We start from the raw sequence: 14,216 nt of genomic DNA, 5'->3' as shown, positions 1-14,216 counted from the left end.
CGCGCCACCGCTGTTCCCGCACCACCGCTTCTCCGCTCCGTACCCCGCGCCCGCGGGACGTCCGGAAAACCGACGAACGAGAAAGAGCACCATGGACTTCACCACCGCGCTGGACCGTCATCTCACCGCGATCCGCGACCGCGACCTGGACGGCTACGTGCGCACCGTGCACGCCGACGCCACGCTCATCCTGCCCAACGGCAAGACGGTCACCGGGACCGACGAGATCCGGTCCTTCCACAAGGGCTGGTTCCAGGACCCCGACTGGAGCATGACGACGGAGACCGTCCGCACCCTCGAGCTGGCGGACACCGCCGTCGTGGTCCTCGCGGTCGACTACCGGGACCTGGACGCGGAGGGCCGGCCGTACGCGCTGCGTCATCTGCTCAGCCTGGTCTTCGCCCGCTGCGGCGAGGAGTGGCTGCTCGTCCACGACCAGAACACCTCGTGCTGAGATGCGCATCACCCAGCCGTACGACCGCACCGTGCACCGTGCCCTGCGCACGGTGCCGCACTACCGCGAGCGGTACGCCGCCACCGGGACGCTGCCGCCGCTGACCCGCGACGAGGCGCGGCTGCGGCGGCACCTGCTGATGCCGCTCGACGCGGCGCTGCTGCCGCGCCGGGACCCCGGCCGCCCGCCGCGCGACCATGTCGCCGAGCTGCGCGAGGCGCTCCGGATCGCCGGGCACCCCGTCCGGGGCGTCGACGTGTACGAGGTGACGCGGGCGCTGCGGGACCCGGTGAGGGCGTACGGGACCACCTGGCGGGTGCTGCTGGACGCCACCGCCGAGACCGACGGCCGGCCGGGGCGGCGGGCGCTGCCCGGGGGGCCCGCGCTCGTGGTCGGTGACCCGGGGCGGGCGGACGGCCCGTGGCCGGACGGCGTGGTGACCGTGGCACGGTTCAGCCTCGCGGCGGCGGCCGGCGCCCCGCCGGCCCCGGGCTCCCTCTGGTACGAGCCGTGGCTCGGCTACCTGGGCGCGGTGGCCGCCGGCTGCGGCGAGCTGCACATCGACACGGCCCGGGTGCACGCCCGCCCGCTGGACGGCAGCACCGTCCTGACCCTGCTGAGGCGTCGCCGTCCCACGTTCGTCCACGCCGAGCCGGAGGGCGGCGGGGCGTTCCGTCCGGAGCGCTGTCCGCGCCACGGCAGCCCCGTCCTGCGGCCGGTCCGGGAGGCACGATGACCTCGACCACCTCCACCACCTCGTCCGTCTCCCCCGTCATGCGCCTGGCCCCCGTGCTGCGCAGCCTGTTCCGCGCCCACCGCCTGGAGCGGGCCGGTGCCGCCCGGCTCGCCGCCGAGCAGCGGCGGCTCCTGGTGCGCCTGGTCCGGCACGCCCAGGCGCACGTGCCGCGCTACCGGGAGCTGATCGCACCGGGCACGGCGGCCGCGTTCCGGGGGCCGGAGGACCTGCCGGCGCTGCCGGTGCTCGACCGGACCGAGTTCCACGACAGCGCCCCCGAGCGGTTGCTCGCCGAGGGGTTCACCACCCGGAACACCAAGGCGGGCACCACCAGCGGCTCGTCCGGTGTGCCGATCACCGTCCGCAACTCGGAGCGGGACCTGGGGTACCTGCGTGCCTCGTACCTGTACGACATGCTCGCGTCGGGGCTGCGGCCCTGGGACCGGATGGCCTACTTCCGGGTCAATCCGTTCCTGCGTCACCCGCTGGAGCGGTTCGGTCTGCTGCGCACCTTCCACATCGACACGAGCGGGACCCTGGACGAGCAGGTCGAGGCGTTCCTCGCGGCCCGCCCCACGTTCCTGGTGGGCTTCCCCAACGTGATCGCCTCCGTGGTGGAGGAGCTGGAGCGGCGGGGGGAGCGGCACCGGGGGGTGCACCACGTGCTGTTCGGCGGTGAGCGGCTCACTCCGACCGCGCGGGCCCGGGTGCTCGGCCATCTGGGCGCCCGCTTCCACGAGGTGTACGCCTCCGTCGAGGTGTTCACGGTGGCCCGCACCTGCCGCCGCGGCGCGCTGCACCTGCGCTCCGCGGACGTGGTGGTCGAGCTGGAGCAGGACGACGGCACCGCCGTGCTCGCCGACGGCAGCGGCCGGGTGGAGGGCGAGATCCTGGTGACCCGGCTGCACAGCGAGGCGATGCCGCTGATCCGCTACCGGCTCGGCGACCGGGTGGCGGTGGGTCCGGACACGTGCGGCTGCGGACGCCGCACCCCGGTCGTCGAGCGGGTGCAGGGCCGCAGCCAGGACCGGTTCCGGGGCCGGGACGGCCGGGAGTTCTACGCCGACTTCCTCACGTACAAGGTGCAGGACTTCCCCGAGGTCGCCCGCATGCAGCTGGTGCAGGAGCGGCCCGCCCAGGTCACCGTCCGCACGGTGCTCGCGCCGGGCGCGGACGCCTCGGTGACCGGGCGGATCCGGCGGGCGGTGCAGGACGCGGTGCCCGACTTCGACGTGGTGGTCCACCGGGTCGAGGAGATCACCCCGGAACCCAACGGAAAGATCAAGATCGTGAAGGTGCTGGCCGGGGGGAAGGACTGACGCGGGCCCCCGGCGGTGCGGTCGTGAAGGGGGGTCCCCTTCACGACCGCACCGCCGCGCTCATATGGTGCGCCGCTCCTCCAGGGCCGCCCGCCAGGACGGGGGCAGGTTGCGGACCACCTCGATGCCCGAGAACACCGACGGCTCCTGCGGGCCCACCTCCTTGACCCAGGCGGCCATCCGCCCGATGCCCTCCTCCAGGCCGACGGGCGGTCCGGGGGTGCCGAACACCTTGCTCGCCTTCTCGTGCGTGGCGTACGCGTCGCGCACCTCGTTGCGCTCCGGGAGGTGGTTGACCCGCAGCTCCACCCCCATGGCCTCGCAGACCGCGGCGGCGATGCGGTTGACGCTGTAGACCTGGTCGCCGCCGATGTTGAAGATCTCGTTGTACGCCCCGGGCAGCTCCACCGAGCGGGCGATGGCCGGCGCCACGTCCTTGATGTAGCTGAAGGCCCGGGTCTGCTCACCGTCGCCGAAGACCGTGAACTCCTCGCCGCGCAGCGCCTGGTTCATGAAGATGCCGATGACGTTGCGGTAGCGGTCGCCGATGTTCTGGTACTCGCCGTAGACGTTGTGGGGGCGGAAGATGACGTACGGGAGGCCGAACATCTCGTGGCTGACCCGCAGTTCCTGCTCCACGGAGAACTTCGCGATGCCGTACGGGTCCTCCGGTGCCGGCACCAGGTCCTCGCTCATCGGGAGCTGGTTGGCGCCGTAGACCGCGATGGACGACGTGAACACGAAGCACTTCACGGTGCCCGCGTTGATCGCGGCGTTGATCAGGTTGACGCTGCCGACCACGTTGTTCATGTAGTTGAAGCGCTTGATGAAGTGGCTCAGGCCCTCGGCGGCGTAGGCGGCGAGGTGGAAGACGTAGTCGATGCGGTGGGCGGCGAAGACGGCGTCGACGACCTCGGGGTCGCAGACGCTGCCGTGCCGGAACTCGGCGCCGTCCGGGACGTTGGCGGCGGTGCCGCCGCTGAGGTCGTCGAGGACGATCACGCGGTGGCCGCGGGCCAGGAGCTCGCGGGTGACGTGGGAGCCGATGAAACCAGCCCCTCCGGTCACGAGCGAGACGGGGGAGGCGGGGGTCACGGTGTTCATGCGGAGTTCCTTTCCAACTGCTCCCGCTGGGGGGAGGCGGCGAAGCGGAGGGGGGCGACGGGGGCTGCCGGCTGCCGCCGGGTCACCTTGAGGAGATGGAGCGCGGGGCCGGTCATCACCGTGGTCAGCAGGGCCATGACGACCAGGACGGTGAAGGCGTTCTGGTTGATCAGTCCGGCGTCGAGCCCCGCGCGCAGCACGACGACCTCGGTGACGCCCCGCGCGTTGAGCAGCACGCCGAGGCCGAGCGACATCCGCCAGGACAGGCCGCAGGAACGGGCGGTGAGGCCGGTCCCGACGAGCTTTCCGGCCACGGCCGTGACGATGGCGACGGCCCCGGCGACGAGCAGCGCGCCGTTCGCCGTCACCCGGGTGAGGTCGACCGTCATGCCGACGGAGACGAAGAACAGCGGCAGCAGCAGCCGCCGGTTGAGCGTGTCCAGGCGCAGCTGCACGGCGGTCAGCTCACTGCCGGAGCGGTGCGGCACGAGCAGCCCGGCGAGGAACGCCCCGAAGATCGAGTGGACGCCCATCAGGTCGGTGACCCGGGCGAGGGAGAAGGCGAGCAGCAGCAGGGCGATCAGGCGGGCCGTGGACGGCACTCCCACCCGGTCCGCCCAGCGGTCGGCGGCCCGCGCCAGCGGCCGGCCGAGCACCAGCACGGCCACCGCGAACGCCGCCGCGAGGAGCACGGTGCCGCCCGCGCCCCAGACGCTGCCGGCTCCGGCCACCGCCAGGGCCGTGGCCAGGGCGCACCAGGCGATCACGTCGCAGGCGGCCGCGCAGGTCATGGCCATGGTGCCGAGCGGGTGCCGGGCCAGGCCCGACTCCTGCACGATCCGGGCGAGCACCGGGAAGGCGGTGATGCTCATCGCCGTACCGAGGAAGATCGCGAAGGGGACGAACCCGATCCCGTCGGCGGCGAACTCCCGGTACACCAGGCCCGAGGAGACCACCCCCAGGGCGAACGGGACGAGCATGCTGCCCTGGCTGACGGCGCCCACCACCCGGCCGCTGCGGCGCAGTTGGGAGGCGTCGAACTCGGAGCCGACCGCGAACATGAACAGGATCAGACCGGCCTGGGCGAGCAGGCCGAGCACGGGCTCCGCCGACTCGGGGTAGAACAGCTCGGTCGCGGCGGGCCACAGTCCGGCCAGCAACGACGGGCCGAGCAGCAGGCCGGTGGCGATCTCGCCGATGACCGGCGGCTGGCCGAGGCGGCGGGCGAGGAGACCGCCGCCGACCGCGACCGCGGCGACCGCGGCGATGGCGGCCACCACCCTGAGGACGGTCTCACCGGCGTGCGCGGCGGCGGCAGGCGGGGCGCCGCCGCGCGCCGTCTCCGTCGCGACCGGATCGGGGGCCCCGATGCCGAGTCCGAGCACGGCGAGGAGGGCGCCCAGGGCGACGGCCGAGATCAGCAGCGGGTAGACGATGCCGCGCCAGGCGGGAGGTCCGGTGCGGCGGGTGCGGTCGTCGTTCATCGGGGGACTCCCAGGTTGTCGGGGGCCGGGGCGGGTGCGACGCGTTCGGCCGGCGCGGCGGGTGCTGTCGGCGTGGCGGGGACCGCGGGTCCGGCCTGCGCGGCCGGCGTGGCAGGCGCGACGGATCCGGCCGGTGCGCCGGGGGCCGCGGGTGCCGTCGGCGCGGCAGGCGCGGCAGGCGTCCTCGGCGTGGCAGGCGCGACGGATCCGGCCGGTGCGCCGGGGGCCGCGGGTGCCGTCGGCGCGGCAGGCGTCCTCGGCGTGGCAGGCGCGACGGGTGCCGTCGGCGTGGCCGGTGCCGGCGGACGCCGGGTGCGGGAGGGGGGTCCGAGCAGCAGCCAGGCGGCGAGCGCGTGGGCCGCCTCGCCCGCGGCGAGCGCGCCGACCGCGCCGATCGCGCCGAGCAGGGGCACCAGGAACATCCCGGCCAGCACCGCGCAGGCCAGGCCCGCGGCGGCACCGGCGGCGGTGGCGCGCAGGGTGTGCGCGCCGGCGTTCTCGAGCAGGTAGTTGAGGCTCCCCATCGCGAAGACGAGGGGGATGCACAGGACGTACAGGAGCAGCACCACGACGGGGGGCGGCAGGAGGCCGGAGTCCTGGGTGAAGCGGGCGAGCAGCAGGGCGGCGCCGGTCCACGCGGTGCCCGCCACCGCCAGCGGGAGCAGCCGGCGCACCACCCGGCGGTCGAGCGTCGCGGCGTCCAGCGTCCGCAGGGTCAGCGACACGTGCGGCTGGAACAGCCGCAGGACGTAGCCGAATCCGTTGAGCAGCACCGAGGAGGCGAGGACCATCAGGTAGAGGTGGCCGGTCTGTTCGTGGTGCCGGGAGGCGCCGAGCAGGGCGAAGAGGACGCTGACGGTGCCGGCCGCGGCCACGTCGCCGCAGGCCATGAGTGCCGAGGTGGACACCGCCGGCACGGCCGTGCCCCGGCGTACGGGGCGGGCGGCGGAGCGCAGCAGGGCCGGGACGTGGACCAGGTTGAGCAGCGCGGTGCCGCCGAGGATCCAGCCGGTGAAGCCCTCAGGGCCCCAGCCGAGCAGGGTCACCCCGCCGGTTCCGGTCACCACGACGAGCGACAGGGCCGTGAAGTTGGCGATGTCGGCGCGGTCACGGCCGAGCGCCCGGCACAGCCCGACCAGGACGGTGTTCAGGCCGAGCAGCGCCATGTACAGGCCGGCCAGCAGCGCCACCGCGCCGTCCCGCGGGGGGTTCAGCAGCGCCGTGCCGGCCAGCCAGAGCACGACGGCGGTGGTGAGCAGGCTCGCGCAGCCCAGGAAGACGGTGATCAGCTGGGGTCCGGTGCGGCGGGCCCGGGGCACCAGTTTGAGCGCGGACTTCTCGATGCCGAGCGAGGTGATGGTGGTGAGCACCTGGGCCGTGCCCATGGCCGCCGCGTACCGCTCGTACGGTCCCTGGCCCCAGGCCGCGAGGAGCGCGGTGTTGGCGCCGAGCAGGGTGAGCCGGAAGGCGGTGCGCCCGGCGAGGAGCGAGGCGAGGCGGCGGGGGCCGGGGCGCCAGGACGTCGCCGCCCCGGTGGCCGGCGCCGTTCTCACGCCGGCCCTGCCGGTTCGGGCTGCGCCGCCGCCATCTCGGAGGTGACGAAGCGGCCCTTGCCGCCCGCGGTGATCTCCACCCGGTCCACCTGGACGACCTCCAGCGGGAAGGCGCAGCCGGCCACGGTGTGCAGGTGCTCCCGCACCGCCTCGGCCACCGTCGCCCACCCGTCCCGGTCCAGGGGTCCGGAGGGGACCACGTCGAGGCGCACCGCTCCGGTGCGGTCCTGGTGCACGGCGCACTCGGCGATTCCCGGGAAGGTCGCCGCCAGGTGCAGGAAGGTGTCCGGGTAGAGCTGGCGTCCGGTCGGCAGCAGCACCGAGTCGTTGACCCGGCCCACCGTGAGCCGCAGTGTGCGAAAGCGCCGCCCGCACGGGCACGGCCGGGGCTCGATCCGGCCGACGTCGCCGAGGTCGTACCGGATCAGGGGCATCGCGCGTTCCATGAACGCGGTCACCACCACCCGGCCCTCGGCGCCGTCCGGCAGCGGCCGGCCGTCCGCGTCGAGGATCTCCACGAGGAGCCGGTCCTCGGCGAGGTGGGCCCGCCCGTGTCTGCACTCGTAGGCGATGTTGAGTACTTCGAAGGCCGAGTACTCGTCGTGCACCGGGGCCCCGAACTCCTCCTCGAAAAGCGCCCGGTGGGCGTCGACGAGGAGTTCGGACTCGGTCATGACCAGGCGCAGGGTGCGGCGCAGCAGCGCCAGTTCGGCCGTGGTCAGGGCGCGCAGCAGGGCGCGCAGGTGGACCGGGTAGCCGATGAGCACCTGGGGGCGCGCGGCGAGGAGTTCGGCCTTGATGTCGTCCATCGGGCGGTCGGTGAGCAGGACGTGGCGGCGGAAGAGCCCGAACCGCTCGAAGCGCCGCGAGGGCGGTGCGAAGGGCCTGATGTGGGAGAGGCGGTCGGTGGGCAGGTAGCGCCCGGTCGCCAGGAACCGGCGGACGCAGGCGGCCATGTGGTAGTCGTGGCTGTGGTGGTCGTGCACGACCGTCACCCGGCGGCCGGTGGAGCCGCTGGTGCGGAAGGTGGGCAGCCGGGCCGGATCGGCTCCGTCGGCGAGGAGTTCCTCCAGGGGGCGGCTGCGCAGCACCTCCTTGCTCAGGACCGGGAGCTTCGCGGCCTCGTCGAGGGAGCGCAGCGGGCCGGTCCGGTAGGCGGGGTCGTCGCGGTAGTACGGCACCTCGGCCCTGGCGTGCGCCAGCATCCGGTTGAGCCCGGTGAGCTGGCGCCGGCGCAGGGCGGCACGGGTGCCGTACTGACGGACGCAGGAGACGGGGACGTACAGCGCCTCTCGGAGGAACATCTTCTGCGGTCCTTCGCTGGTCAGCCGGCGGTGGGGGCCTGGACGGGGGTGCGGCGGAAGACCCGGGTGACGGGGGCGAACCAGCGCTTGGGGGCGAGCAGGACGAACAGCGCCAGCACGACGTGCACGGCGATGAAGGCGAACGCCTCGTACTTGCTCGCCGGGTGGCCGAGGCGGACCGTCATGTGCGAGGCCCAGGTCCACACCTCGGGGATGGTCTGCCACGCCGGGTCGGTGTGCTCGTTCACGGTGAGGAAGGCCAGGTCCTCGAGGCCGGACAGCATCAGCAGGATCATCGCGTAGGAGAGCCGTCGCACCAGGTCGGAGGCGCCGCCGCCGATGCGGAAGGCGAGGACGAGGCTCAGGATGACGAACGGGGTCAGCGTGAGGACGTAGTAGTAGAGCTCGGGGTGGTTCTCGGCGACGAAGAAGATCTTCGGCACGAAGTAGAGGAAGTAGACGAGGAAGCAGACCGGGACCACCAGGTGGAGGCGGATCCGCTGGGCCCAGGCCGGGTCGAGCTGGGCGATCGCCTCGGTGGCGAGCACGAAGGGCACCAGCTTGAACAGCAGGACGCCCAGGTTCTTGACCTCACGGTCGTGGGGCATGGCGAACCAGACGATGCCCGCGAAGACCGCGGCGAGCGCGGCGAGGACCAGGAAGGGCGCATTGCGCCGTACGGTGTTCAACGAACGTTCTCCGTAAGGGATTCGGGGCGTCGGGCCGGGGCGGGCGCGGCGGGCTCCACGTCGAAGCGCAGCAGGGCACGGGCCTTCGCCTGTGCCGCCCGGAGCTCGGTGTAGCTGTCCGCGACGAGCAGGAGGTAGCCGAGTTTGCGGCCGGCCTGGGTGTAGCGGCGGACCTGGCTGCCGGGGCCCGCGAAGAGCCTCAGCTCGGCGGTCTGGGGCAGCGCACGGACCTCGTCCGCGCCTTCGACGGTGCGCAGGGTGCCGTCGGTGTCGGTGCTCAGGATCTGCAGGGCCGTCTTCTTGTCGTGGCGGGGCGCCAGGTCGAAGTCCTGGCCGAGCGCCAGGCGCAGGGCGGCCTCGTAGGTGTTGATGCCGTAGGCGTGCTGGACGAGCAGCGGCATGCCGTTGCCGCCGAGCCGGGCGCCCATCTCGATGAAGCGGATCTCCTCGGTGCGGTCGACCACGAAGTCGAAGTTGACCGGGCCGTCGGTGTGGCCGAGCGCGACGCAGATGTCCATGATCATGGAGCGCAGCCGGATCTCGGTGGCGGGCGTGAGCTCGGCGGGCACCGTGTGCGCCGTGGTGATCATGTGGGGTGCGCCGGTGGTGGCGCGCTCGGTGACCGCGATGGTCGCGAGCTTCGCGTCGCGCAGGAACGCTTCGGCGGACAGGTGCTTGCCCAGCAGCATCTCCTCCACGATCACTTCGCCGGAGAAGGAGTGCGCCCGTGCCTCGGCCAGCGCCGCGGGCAGGGCCGCCGGGTCGGCCACGACCTGGACGCCCTTGCTGCCGGAGGAGTCGTTCGGCTTCACGATGACGGGCAGCGGCAGCGTGGCCGCGGCGAGGCGCAGTTCGACGGGGTCCTTGGACCGCAGGTGGCCGTAGCCGGGCAGGCCGACGCGTTCCAGGACGCTGTGGAACCAGCCCTTGTCCACGGAGGCCCGCACCGCGTCCGGGGCCGGCTGGTGCGGGGTGCCGAGGATGCGGCTGAGTGCGGCCACCGCCTCCTGCGCGGCGTCGCTGGCCGGTGAGATCACCGCGGCGACGTCGAGGTGGCTGATCCTGGCGGCGATCTCCTCGGGGGCCCGGGTGGTCATGCACAGGAAGAGGTCGGCGGCCGCCGCGCCCAGCGCCTCCGGCCGCTGGTCGACGCCGATGACCCGGTAACCGAGGCGGCGGGCCTCGTGGTAGGCGGGGAGCTGGTCCTCGCCCCCGCCGAGGACGAGGATGTGGGGCTTGGTCATGGCAGGTTCCCTGTCTGCGGCAGTGGCGCGGGCACGGCCCGGCCGGTGGGTGCGTGGCGGTGGGCGTAGAGGTCGTCCCGCGGCCGCACGGGCACGTTGGCCTCCCGGATCTGGTAGCGGGGGAGTCCCTCGCTCCCGCGCATGATGCGCACCAGGTAGCGGGCGAGCAGCGCGAGCGCTCCCAGGCCGAAGGCGTGCAGCAGCACGGACGCCGTGGCGAGCAGCCGCACGTCGCCCTGGAGCAGCGTCAGCGCCCCGGCCGCCACCGCGGCGACGGCCGCCGCGAGGTAGACGAGGGAGAGCGGCCGGTAGGAGAAGCCGACGAAGAGGTCGGCGGCGTGCCGGAACAGCTTGCCGAGCGACCACTTGGCCCGCCCGGCCACCCGGGCCGCGTGCGCCGTCTCCACCGTGGTGTAGCGGGCGCCGATCAGCGGCAGGGTGGCGAGGAAGTAGGGGGTGCTGACCTCGCAGTCGGCGACCTTGTGGGCCACCACGGTGCGCACCACGCGGAACACCGAGGCGCGCACGGGCAGTTCGATGCCCAGGATGCGGGTGGCGACGGCCTGGTGGCCATAGGTTCCCAGGCGGCGGTACCAGGGGTCCTGCCGGCCGGCGCGGACCGCGAAGACCGCGTCGTAGCCGCCTTCCACGGCCCGCTGCGCCAGCTTGTGGAGTTCGGCGGGCGGGGACTGCAGGTCGGCGTCGAGCTGCACGGTCCACTCCTTCGACGCGTACGCGAAGCCCGCGGTGAAGGCGGATTCGAGGCCGAAGTTCCGAGCGAAGGACAGGTACCGGACGCGTGGATCCTCGCGGGCGATCCGCTTGATGATGTCGAGCGTCCCGTCGGTGCTTCCGTCGTCGACGAAGAGGATTTCTGAATCCTCGTACCTGTAGATCTCCCTGCTGATTTCCAGATATGCCCGCTCGATGCATTCCTCCTCGTTGTAACAGGGCACCATCGCGGTGATGGAAAGCATGGCAGGCATTCTGGTCATCCTCCGCTCCCCGCTCTTCCTCCCGTCCTCGGCGAATCAGTCGAACATCGCGTTCATCGTCTCGTGGGTGGTCGCCTTCTGGTTGTCGTTGCGGCTCGCCCAGCAGGTGTTGAGGATGATGCGGGTCCTGTCGGCGTTCAGCGGGACCGTGCGGTGCAGCGTGGTGTCCGAGCGCAGGAAGTACAGGTCGCCCCGGGCGTGGCCGTACGAGCGGATCGGGTGCTGCTGCAGGTACTCCTCGACGCGCGGGTCGTCCTTGTTCCAGTCGGTGTGCGGAATGCACTGGAGCATGCCGCCGTACTCCAGGGAGGGAGCCTCGATCAGCCAGATGACCGTGAAGCTGAAGTCGCCCCAGTGCCAGCCGTGGGTGTCGCCCTTCTGGTGCTGGCGGGTGATGATGTACTTCTCCTCGTCCCACGGGCAGTCCATGACCTCCTCCTTGGCGAGGCGGGAGAGGAAGCCCTTGAGCGCCGGCGACTCGTAGACGGCCGGGATCAGCGAGCCGTCGGTGGCGATCGCCTTCTGGCCGACGGTGGACATGAAGCGCGGCGAGTCGCCGGTCTCCTTGAGGCGGATGTCGATGCGCTTCTGGTGCGTGTCGATCAGCTGGTGGGTCTCGGCGGCGACCGCCTCGAAGACCTCCTCGGAGACCAGGCCGGGCAGCTTGACGTAACCCTCGCGGCGGAAGTGCTGGGAGAGCTTGAGGACCTCGTGGTCGTTGTCGAACCGCTGAGTGATGTTCTTGGCGATGAGCTCTTCGACGTTCGCTGCGGTGATCGCGTTCTGCGTCATGCGGGCTGCTCCTCGTGTGGCGTGCGGCCGGATCTCCATCCAACGGTCCGGTGACCCGGATCCTTTTCTGCCGCTGTCGGTGCACCGATTCTGTGACGCGGCCCCGCACATTCGGTAGTGCTTGCCTCACCGATTTCACATGAAGAAACCATCCGGCGTCCGGCATGAGTTCTTCACCCCCGGCATGAGGAACTCACACCGCCGTCGTCCGTGAAGAACCCAGCGTTGCGCCAGAATTCCCCGTGCGGTCAAATACCGAGACGCCCGGGGGCTTCACCGAATTCCCCCGCGAGTATCACGGGCAGCCCTGCACACGGATATTCCGCAGGGATTCAGGGAGGGATCCGAATGACCAGGACAGCGGTGGTGGCCGGTGGCGCGGGGTTCGTCGGCTCGCATCTGTGCGAGCGGCTGCTCGACGACGGCTGGCGGGTCGTGTGCGTCGACAACTTCGTCACCGGGAGCGCCCGCAACGTCGCCCATCTCGCCGGCGAGAGCGGGTTCCGGCTGATCGAGGCCGACATCGTCGAGGGGGCGCCGAAGATCGCGGGGAGGGTCGACGCCGTACTCAACCTGGCGTCGCCCGCCTCACCCATCGACTACCTCGAACTCCCGCTGCAGACGCTGCGCGTGGGGTCCGAGGGCACCCGGCACCTGCTGGACCTCGCCCGCGCCGAGGGCGCCAGGTTCGTGCTCGCCTCCACGTCGGAGACGTACGGCGACCCGCTGGTGCACCCCCAGCCGGAGAGCTACTGGGGCAACGTCAACCCGGTCGGCCCGCGCTCGGTGTACGACGAGGCCAAGCGGTACGCGGAGGCCCTCACCATGGCGTACCGCAGGAGCCTCGGTGTCGACACCGGCATCGTGCGGATCTTCAACACCTACGGTCCCCGGATGCGCGCCCACGACGGCCGTGCCGTCCCCACCTTCATCCGGCAGGCGCTGGCCGGGCAGCCGATCACCGTGGCCGGCGACGGCTCGCAGACACGCTCGCTCTGCTACGTGTCCGACCTCGTCGACGGCCTGGTGCGGATGACCGACGCGCGGATCGCGGGACCGGTCAACCTCGGCAACCAGGAGGAGATCCCGGTGCTCAGGCTGGCCGAGTGGATCCGCGAACTGACCGCGTCCACCTCCGGCATCGCCCATGTGCCCAGACCGGTCGACGACCCCTCCGTCCGGCGGCCCGACATCACGCGGGCACGCGAACAGCTCGGATGGGCACCCGAGTTCGGCACCGAGCGCGGTCTGATCGAGACGATCGAATGGTTCCGCGGGCAGGCCGGGGCCGACCGGGAGACCCTGCAGTTGGCCGGTGCAGAGGAAAAGTAGGAACCGCTGACACCATGGGCACGCGGCCGCACGAGGAGAACGGGACGGTGACCGGGCATGCAGGACGGGACGTCAGCGCTGCACCCAGCCCTTGCTGTGTGCCAGCACGCCCGCCTCGAACCGGCTGCGCGCGCCCAGACGCTGCATCAGGTCGGCGGTGATGCGCCGGACGGTACGCACCGACACCCCCAGCTGGCGGGCCATCGCGTCGTCCGTCATCCCCTCCGCGAGCAGTCCGAGCACGGCCTGCTCCGGCGGCGACGGCCGGTCGTCGTCGGCCCGCGTCGCGAGGGCCTCGCCCAGCGGGCACGCCTGCTGCCAGATCTGGTCGAAGAGGGTCATCAGGGCGGTGACCGCACCGGTGCCGTGGAGCACCAGGGCGCCCAGATCGGCGGCGGCCGGGTCCATCGGCAGGATCGCGGTGGCACCGTCGTAGATCAGCATCCGCGGCGGCAGCCGCGGCACGGTGCGCACCTGGCCGCCGCGTCCGGTGAGCCACTGCGCGTACGCCCGGGTGGCGGGGCAGTTGCGGGCACTGTCCAGGAAGACGTACCGCAGCCGCACGCCCCGGTCGGCGGCGGCCAGGTCCAGCGGGCGGGCGGCCTCCAGGTGCCGTTCGCTCTGCCCGCCGCCGGGCACGAACGCCGCGATCTCGGTGGTGCAGGTGTCGGCGAGGTGCTCGATCCTCGACTGGATCTGGTCCATGCTCCGGAGCTTGTGCACCTCGGCGGCCCCGCTGTTGGAGGCGCGGATGTCGGCGACCATCCGGGTCACCGCGAGGCGGCTCGCCGTGATCTGCCGCTGGCGCTCCAGGACTTCGGCCTCCTGGTCGATGAGCAGCGACGTCAGGCCGACCTCGGGATCGACGGCCCGGCCGGGTCCGCCGTCCGGCGACGGCCGCACCAGCGAGAGGGCGGCGAGGCGGTCGAGCGCCGCGCGGGCGCGCTCCTGACTCCATCCCAGCGCCTCGCAGAGGCCGGCCACACCGCCCGCCCCCTCCTCGAGCATGGTCCGGTACACGGCTTCCTCGTCAGGACCGAGACCCAGTTCCCCAAGCATGCTTCCCTCCCCCAAGGGTGGCGGCCCGGGCGACCGCCGACGTCTCCGTCGTTTTCAGGCCGGAGTGCCGCTGTGGAGCCACACTCTATGCGATGGCCGGAAATCTGTGTCGTTTCACGATGCACCAGGAAAATCTTTGTGGGGCAACAGT

At 72.4% G+C, this 14,216-nt stretch carries 13 protein-coding genes; 4 read left to right on the top strand and 9 right to left on the bottom strand.

The genetic code is table 11. The features are described 5' to 3' along the window. Positions 1 to 91 precede the first annotated feature (91 nt). From ACZ6A9_RS10085 to ACZ6A9_RS10075, 3 genes are read left to right on the top strand one after another with little or no spacing between them, the layout of a single operon-like run. Positions 92 to 454 (top strand): YybH family protein, encoded by a 363-nt coding sequence (locus ACZ6A9_RS10085; protein ID WP_468981921.1) that lies wholly within the window; start codon positions 92 to 94, stop codon positions 452 to 454. A 1-nt stretch (position 455) separates the two neighbouring features. Continuing rightward, the gene (locus ACZ6A9_RS10080; protein ID WP_468981917.1) at positions 456 to 1,190 is read left to right on the top strand and encodes a hypothetical protein; all 735 of its coding nucleotides are present in this window, start codon (positions 456 to 458) and stop codon (positions 1,188 to 1,190) included. Continuing rightward, positions 1,187 to 2,509, top strand: coding sequence for a phenylacetate--CoA ligase family protein (locus ACZ6A9_RS10075; RefSeq protein WP_468981913.1), 1,323 nt, complete (start codon positions 1,187 to 1,189; stop codon positions 2,507 to 2,509). The genes ACZ6A9_RS10080 and ACZ6A9_RS10075 overlap by 4 nt, the downstream gene beginning before the upstream one ends. Positions 2,510 to 2,569: 60 nt before the next feature. Here ACZ6A9_RS10075 and ACZ6A9_RS10070 read toward each other — a convergent pair whose 3' ends face one another. The 8 genes from ACZ6A9_RS10070 to ACZ6A9_RS10035 are packed head-to-tail and all read right to left on the bottom strand — an operon-like array spanning position 2,570 to position 11,674. After that, the gene (locus ACZ6A9_RS10070; RefSeq protein WP_468981910.1) at positions 2,570 to 3,613 is read right to left on the bottom strand and encodes an NAD-dependent epimerase/dehydratase family protein; all 1,044 of its coding nucleotides are present in this window, start codon (positions 3,611 to 3,613) and stop codon (positions 2,570 to 2,572) included. Beyond that, complete coding sequence (locus tag ACZ6A9_RS10065) at positions 3,610 to 5,097, bottom strand: cation:proton antiporter (protein ID WP_468981906.1); 1,488 nt, start codon at positions 5,095 to 5,097, stop codon at positions 3,610 to 3,612. The genes ACZ6A9_RS10070 and ACZ6A9_RS10065 overlap by 4 nt, the downstream gene beginning before the upstream one ends. After that, entirely contained in the window at positions 5,094 to 6,650 is a 1,557-nt protein-coding gene (locus ACZ6A9_RS10060; RefSeq protein ID WP_468981904.1) for a hypothetical protein, read from the bottom strand. The genes ACZ6A9_RS10065 and ACZ6A9_RS10060 overlap by 4 nt, the downstream gene beginning before the upstream one ends. Next, complete coding sequence (locus tag ACZ6A9_RS10055; RefSeq protein ID WP_468981901.1) at positions 6,647 to 7,954, bottom strand: phenylacetate--CoA ligase family protein; 1,308 nt, start codon at positions 7,952 to 7,954, stop codon at positions 6,647 to 6,649. The genes ACZ6A9_RS10060 and ACZ6A9_RS10055 overlap by 4 nt, the downstream gene beginning before the upstream one ends. A 20-nt stretch (positions 7,955 to 7,974) precedes the next feature. Continuing rightward, positions 7,975 to 8,643 carry a hypothetical protein gene (locus ACZ6A9_RS10050; RefSeq protein WP_468981898.1) on the bottom strand — a complete coding sequence of 223 codons (669 nt, stop codon included), beginning with the start codon at positions 8,641 to 8,643 and terminating at the stop codon, positions 7,975 to 7,977. Next, the gene (locus tag ACZ6A9_RS10045) at positions 8,640 to 9,887 is read right to left on the bottom strand and encodes an ATP-grasp domain-containing protein (RefSeq protein WP_468981895.1); all 1,248 of its coding nucleotides are present in this window, start codon (positions 9,885 to 9,887) and stop codon (positions 8,640 to 8,642) included. The genes ACZ6A9_RS10050 and ACZ6A9_RS10045 overlap by 4 nt, the downstream gene beginning before the upstream one ends. Next, on the bottom strand, positions 9,884 to 10,864 hold the full coding sequence (locus ACZ6A9_RS10040) for a glycosyltransferase family 2 protein (protein WP_468981893.1): 981 nt from the start codon (positions 10,862 to 10,864) through the stop codon (positions 9,884 to 9,886). Before ACZ6A9_RS10040 ends, ACZ6A9_RS10045 begins: the two co-directional genes overlap by 4 nt. Positions 10,865 to 10,918: 54 nt before the next feature. Further along, positions 10,919 to 11,674 (bottom strand): HalD/BesD family halogenase, encoded by a 756-nt coding sequence (locus ACZ6A9_RS10035; protein ID WP_468981891.1) that lies wholly within the window; start codon positions 11,672 to 11,674, stop codon positions 10,919 to 10,921. A 348-nt stretch (positions 11,675 to 12,022) separates the two neighbouring features. On the opposite strand from ACZ6A9_RS10035, the gene ACZ6A9_RS10030 reads away from it, so the two are divergent. Beyond that, a complete protein-coding gene (locus ACZ6A9_RS10030) occupies positions 12,023 to 13,006 on the top strand; it encodes a UDP-glucuronic acid decarboxylase family protein (RefSeq protein ID WP_468981886.1) in 984 nt (327 codons plus the stop codon). Between the two features lie 72 nt (positions 13,007 to 13,078). On the opposite strand, the gene ACZ6A9_RS10025 is transcribed toward ACZ6A9_RS10030, so the two are convergent. Then, a complete protein-coding gene (locus ACZ6A9_RS10025; RefSeq protein WP_468981883.1) occupies positions 13,079 to 14,065 on the bottom strand; it encodes a LuxR C-terminal-related transcriptional regulator in 987 nt (328 codons plus the stop codon). Between the last annotated feature and the right edge of the window lie 151 nt (positions 14,066 to 14,216).

It is taken from the genome of Streptomyces sp. NPDC041124 (assembly GCF_055592385.1).
The sequence above is the reverse complement of the archived record's forward strand: the minus strand, read 5'-3'. Positions and strand labels throughout refer to the sequence as shown.

What these genes read in the sequence shown, in the direction of transcription:
- ACZ6A9_RS10075 (WP_468981913.1), top strand. Translation starts at nt 1,187, where the DNA reads ATGACCTCGACCACCTCCACCACCTCGTCCGTCTCCCCCGTCATGCGC.
- ACZ6A9_RS10030 (WP_468981886.1), top strand. Translation starts at nt 12,023, where the DNA reads ATGACCAGGACAGCGGTGGTGGCCGGTGGCGCGGGGTTCGTCGGCTCG.
- ACZ6A9_RS10070 (WP_468981910.1), bottom strand. Translation starts at nt 3,613, where the DNA reads ATGAACACCGTGACCCCCGCCTCCCCCGTCTCGCTCGTGACCGGAGGG.
- ACZ6A9_RS10085 (WP_468981921.1), top strand. Translation starts at nt 92, where the DNA reads ATGGACTTCACCACCGCGCTGGACCGTCATCTCACCGCGATCCGCGAC.
- ACZ6A9_RS10065 (WP_468981906.1), bottom strand. Translation starts at nt 5,097, where the DNA reads ATGAACGACGACCGCACCCGCCGCACCGGACCTCCCGCCTGGCGCGGC.
- ACZ6A9_RS10055 (WP_468981901.1), bottom strand. Translation starts at nt 7,954, where the DNA reads ATGTTCCTCCGAGAGGCGCTGTACGTCCCCGTCTCCTGCGTCCGTCAG.
- ACZ6A9_RS10035 (WP_468981891.1), bottom strand. Translation starts at nt 11,674, where the DNA reads ATGACGCAGAACGCGATCACCGCAGCGAACGTCGAAGAGCTCATCGCC.
- ACZ6A9_RS10045 (WP_468981895.1), bottom strand. Translation starts at nt 9,887, where the DNA reads ATGACCAAGCCCCACATCCTCGTCCTCGGCGGGGGCGAGGACCAGCTC.
- ACZ6A9_RS10080 (WP_468981917.1), top strand. Translation starts at nt 456, where the DNA reads ATGCGCATCACCCAGCCGTACGACCGCACCGTGCACCGTGCCCTGCGC.
- ACZ6A9_RS10040 (WP_468981893.1), bottom strand. Translation starts at nt 10,864, where the DNA reads ATGCTTTCCATCACCGCGATGGTGCCCTGTTACAACGAGGAGGAATGC.
- ACZ6A9_RS10025 (WP_468981883.1), bottom strand. Translation starts at nt 14,065, where the DNA reads ATGCTTGGGGAACTGGGTCTCGGTCCTGACGAGGAAGCCGTGTACCGG.